The sequence below is a fragment of the Jannaschia formosa genome, assembly GCF_003340555.1.
GTDB lineage: Bacteria > Pseudomonadota > Alphaproteobacteria > Rhodobacterales > Rhodobacteraceae > Jannaschia > Jannaschia formosa.
In genome coordinates this window covers 1-1,702 of sequence record NZ_QPLJ01000080.1, presented here as the reverse complement: position 1 = coordinate 1,702, position 1,702 = coordinate 1, and the positions used below count along the sequence as shown (strand labels likewise).

Genomic DNA, 1,702 nt, shown 5'->3' with positions numbered 1-1,702 from the left:
TCGCAGCCCTGATGAACAACCGCCCGAGAAAGACCCTCGGCTGGAAAACGCCAGCCGAAGCAATGGCCGACGAAATCGCGGCCTTCAGATCAACCGTCGCGCTTGAAACTGGAATCTAAGCCTTCTCTTGGAACCTTTCGCCAAGCCTTGCGAAACCAGCACATCTACCTGCTGGAGCTTCGTGACGATCTTTTTCGGCTTGTGCTTCTTCGGGGGGCTCATTCGTCCTCCTCTGGCTCCAAGGCCTACTTTAGGGAGGATCATTTTTCAGCGGGCAGGCCACCCTGCCGAATGAGTCAGACTACGACCGGCGCAACAACTCCGATTGGGGCCAATTCGGACCGGCGCCGACACACTGCGATGGACATCAGATTTCGTCTGCACAGCGGATCACGTGGAGCGCATCGTCGCGCGCCAGTGTCCCGATGGGTGGCTCATAGCCCAACGCCTCACAGAACGCTTCCGCAGTGGCTTTGCAGCCCTCGGCGCCACAGGGCACGGGCAGGGCGGTGAAGGCCTCACCCCGCTCGATCAGCGGCTCGTCGGCAGGGGCGTCGTCGACCGACGCCTCGACATCCACTGGATCGATCGCATCGCCGCCTGGCTCAAGGTCAGCGGTCTCGACGGCACCGTCGTCCAAGGGATCGCGCGCGTCCCCGTCTGGCTCGGCGTCCAGGATCTCGGCCGCGTCCGGCTCGAACGGCTCGTCCTCATCCGTAAAGAACAGCTCGGCCAGGTTGGTCAGGAACCCGTCCTCGTCCGCGCCGTCGAACAGGCCGTCCTCGTCCCGGTCGCCTGCATCGAACAGACCACCGCCCAGCTCCGCCGCATCTAGCGTCCCCACGGCGTCCAGATCGAGATTGCCGAACAGCTCCGTCGTCCCCAGCTCGGCTTCGAACTCGGCATAGCTGATCGAGCCGTCGCCGTCCGGGTCCCATTCGGATACGGAAAGGTCGACCGGGTCCTCGCCGAACCAGCGGTCCACGCCGTCGTCCCATTCGTCGATGCTGAGCGCGCCGGAGCCGTCGTCGTCCCACAGCCGGAACAACGCGCGGCCGAATTCCTCCTCGCCCAACTGATCGTCGCCATCTAGATCGAAGCGGCCGAACTGCCCGGGCCCGAAGGCCTCGAGGAACTCCCGCCGCTCCAGCCGGCCGTCGCCATCGAGGTCGAGCACGGCCTGACCGAACTCCTGGGCAAATGCAGGCATGCTAGAGAGCGAGAAGGGCAGCGCGACCGCAGTCGCGACGAGCAGGCGGTGAAAACGGAGGTTGGTCATCGGGCGGCTCCTGTTCCGTGGCGACCAGCACGCTCCGCCGCGGGAGATGCGATCCGAAAGCAGCGACGCGAGGTCTGGTCGGGTACACAATGCTCTGAGCAACGCGCATGTTCCGGCCTCCCTTCAGCGGATCGCCGGACAGGAAACCCCGACCGGGGCGGCGGGACGCGTCTCGCTGTTCGCGCGACTCAGAGGGGCGTGATCACCGTCGAGGAGAACGAGGTCCTCGAGACCGGGACCGAAGTGGTCGAAGGGATGCAGATCGACCGGGGCTACCTTGGCCCGTACTTCATCATCGGCGCTAACTGTTCCATCCCGGCTGATCACATTTCCCCACGACGATCCGCGCTCTTCATGGCGAGGTCGATCCTGAGGGACATTCGAGGCGGGGCGAGACTATGCTGATCCATCTTCACAAGCGGG

Annotated in this window: 1 protein-coding gene and 1 pseudogene; one reads left to right on the top strand and one right to left on the bottom strand. The window is 64.5% G+C overall.

Features of this window, described 5'->3' with window-relative positions; genetic code table 11:
* Nucleotides 1-119 (top strand): annotated as a pseudogene (locus DR046_RS24520) (IS30 family transposase); the annotation flags it as partial.
* 248 nt (nt 120-367) lie between these two features.
* Here the strand turns inward: DR046_RS24520 and DR046_RS22845 are convergent.
* Nucleotides 368-1,279: a hypothetical protein gene (locus DR046_RS22845; RefSeq protein WP_115384626.1), complete on the bottom strand. Its 912-nt coding sequence runs from the start codon at nt 1,277-1,279 to the stop codon at nt 368-370.
* Between the last annotated feature and the right edge of the window lie 423 nt (nt 1,280-1,702).

What these genes read in the sequence shown, in the direction of transcription:
- DR046_RS22845 (WP_115384626.1), bottom strand. Translation starts at nt 1,279, where the DNA reads ATGACCAACCTCCGTTTTCACCGCCTGCTCGTCGCGACTGCGGTCGCG.